This window comes from Caulobacter sp. B11 (assembly GCF_002737765.1).
Taxonomy (GTDB): domain Bacteria; phylum Pseudomonadota; class Alphaproteobacteria; order Caulobacterales; family Caulobacteraceae; genus Caulobacter.
In genome coordinates, this window is the sequence record NZ_PEGG01000368.1 from 1 (window position 1) to 2,051 (window position 2,051).

Annotated in this window: 3 protein-coding genes; 2 read left to right on the top strand and 1 reads right to left on the bottom strand. The window is 71.7% G+C overall.

All coding sequences use genetic code 11. The features are described from left to right. Window positions 1–1,055, bottom strand: a 1,055-nt coding sequence (locus tag CSW58_RS12900) for an efflux RND transporter periplasmic adaptor subunit (RefSeq protein WP_099447557.1), incomplete at its 3' end; no start/stop codon positions are given. Window positions 1,056–1,156: 101 nt separating this feature from the next. On the opposite strand from CSW58_RS12900, the gene CSW58_RS12905 reads away from it, so the two are divergent. Both CSW58_RS12905 and CSW58_RS12910 read left to right on the top strand, forming a co-directional pair. Further along, window positions 1,157–1,795, top strand: coding sequence for a TetR/AcrR family transcriptional regulator (locus tag CSW58_RS12905; protein WP_099447556.1), 639 nt, complete (start codon window positions 1,157–1,159; stop codon window positions 1,793–1,795). 106 nt (window positions 1,796–1,901) lie between these two features. After that, the coding region (locus CSW58_RS12910; RefSeq protein WP_099447558.1) for a hypothetical protein at window positions 1,902–2,051 on the top strand (150 nt) is incomplete at its 3' end.

Genomic DNA, 2,051 nt, shown 5'->3' on the forward strand with positions numbered 1-2,051 from the left:
CGGCGAGGATCGACGACCGCGACCTTTTCGCCGTCCGAGACGAAGCCGGCCCCGGCGGTGATCACCCGCGCGCCGTCGGCCAGGCCCGCGACCAGGGCGTCGTCGCCGTCGAAGCCGCCGAACCGCACGCTCGTGCGGCGCGCCACGCCGCCGTCGATGCGCAGGACCGAGGCCTTGTCGCCCGAGGCCTCGAGCAGGGCTTCGGCCGGGATGCGCGAGAAGCCGGCCCCCTTGTCCGGGGCGGCGGTGACGATGCGGGCGGTGGCGATCTGGCCGCTGCGCAGCTCGGGGCGGGCCGCCAGTTCGATCTCGACCATCACCGCGCCGGTGCGGGCGTCGGCGGCCTGGCCGACCCGGGTGACGACGCCGCCCAGGGTCTGGCCGGGCAGGGCGTCGACGGTGATCTGGACGGCCGATCCGACTCGGACCCGGCTGACGTCGCGGTCGGCCAGGGGGGCGCGCAGCACCAGCGGGCTTTGCAGATCGGCGACGCGGACGATGGTCTGGCCTGGGGCGGCGACCTCGCCGGCCTGGGCGCGGCGCTCCAGCACCACCCCCGAGGCGGGAGAGACCAGCCGGGCCCAGCGCCGGTCGAAGGCGGCGGCGTTCTGGGCGGCCCCGGCGGCCTTCACCGCGCTCTCGCGGTCGTCCAGCCGGGCCTTGGAGACATAGCCCTTGGCAAAGAGGACGCGGTCGCGCTCCAGGTCGCGGCGGGCCCGCTCCAGGTCGACGCCGGTTTGTTGGTTGCGGGCCTCGACGGCGGCGGGATCGATGGCGGCCAGAACCTGGCCGGCCCGCACCGTGTCGCCGGCCTCGACGGTGACGGCGGTCAGCACCCCGGCGATGCGGAACGACAGGGCCATCTCGCGGCGGCGCTCCAGCGCGCCGGTGGCGGTGATGCTGGCGATCGCATTGGGCGCGGCGACGACCACCGCCTCGACCGCCTGGGGCGGCGCGGCGGCGGGCGGGGCCTTGGCGGGACCGCAGGCCGACAGGATCAGGCACGAGGCGGTCAAGGCCAGCCGGCGTCGTCCGCCATCGCCGCTAGAGCTCATCGCGCCCATGACTCGCCTCGACCATCAATCAGTGATAAGTTATCAGTGATAGATTATCACGCCTTGTCAAGCTTGGCGCGGTGACGGAAAGCTCGCAAACGATGAAAGCACCTCTGGTTCGATCCCCCCGCAAGGCCAAGGGGCAGGGCGGCGAGCGCCGCGAGGAGATCCTCGACGCGGCCCTGAGCCTGTTCACCCGCGACGGACTGCACGCGGTCTCGACCCGGCAGATCGCCGAGGCGGCGGGCATCTCGCAGCCGGCCCTCTATGCCTATTTCGCCACCAAGGACGACCTGATCGCCGACCTGTGCGTGCGGGCGTTCGCGACCCTGTCGGCGCGGATGGCCGCGGCCAAGGCCGACTGGACTCCTTCCCAGGCCTGTTTCGACAAGGCCATGCGGGTCTATATCGATTTCGGCCTGGAGAACCCCGACGCCTACCGCGTGGCCTTCATGATCGAGAAGAGCCATGACGGGACCTTCCTGGCCCGCACCGGCGGCCGGGCGATGCAGGCCGGGGTCGAGGCGTTCGGCGCGTTTCTGGGCATGGTCGCCGACCTGCAGGCCCACGGCCTGACCCTGGACGATGATCCCGAGCGCTTGACCCAGACCCTGTGGGCCGCCCTTCACGGCCTGGTGTCGCTGCTGGTCGCCCGGCCGGAATTCCCCTGGGTCGAGCGCGAGTCGCTGATCGCGGCCCATATCGCCATGCTGCGGCGGGGCGCGCTGCGCCCGGGCTGAGGGCGAGGCCCGCGTCGCGGGACAAGGTTTTCGGCCCAAGACCGTGGTCATGGGGACCATCACGCCCTATATGCCCGCTTCCTCCAGACCGGACCCGGACAAGACCATGGCCAAGCTGCAGTCCCTCGAAACCTTCAGCCTGCACGAACACGACAACGGCTATCGCCTGCTCGTTTCGGCGGTGGGCGGCGACGCCATCTATGTCGAGATCACCCCGGCCCAGATGGACGACATCATCGACAGCCTCGACGCCGCC

Coding starts and splice junctions, on each gene's coding strand:
- CSW58_RS12905 (WP_099447556.1), top strand. CDS start 1,157: ATGAAAGCACCTCTGGTTCGATCCCCCCGCAAGGCCAAGGGGCAGGGC.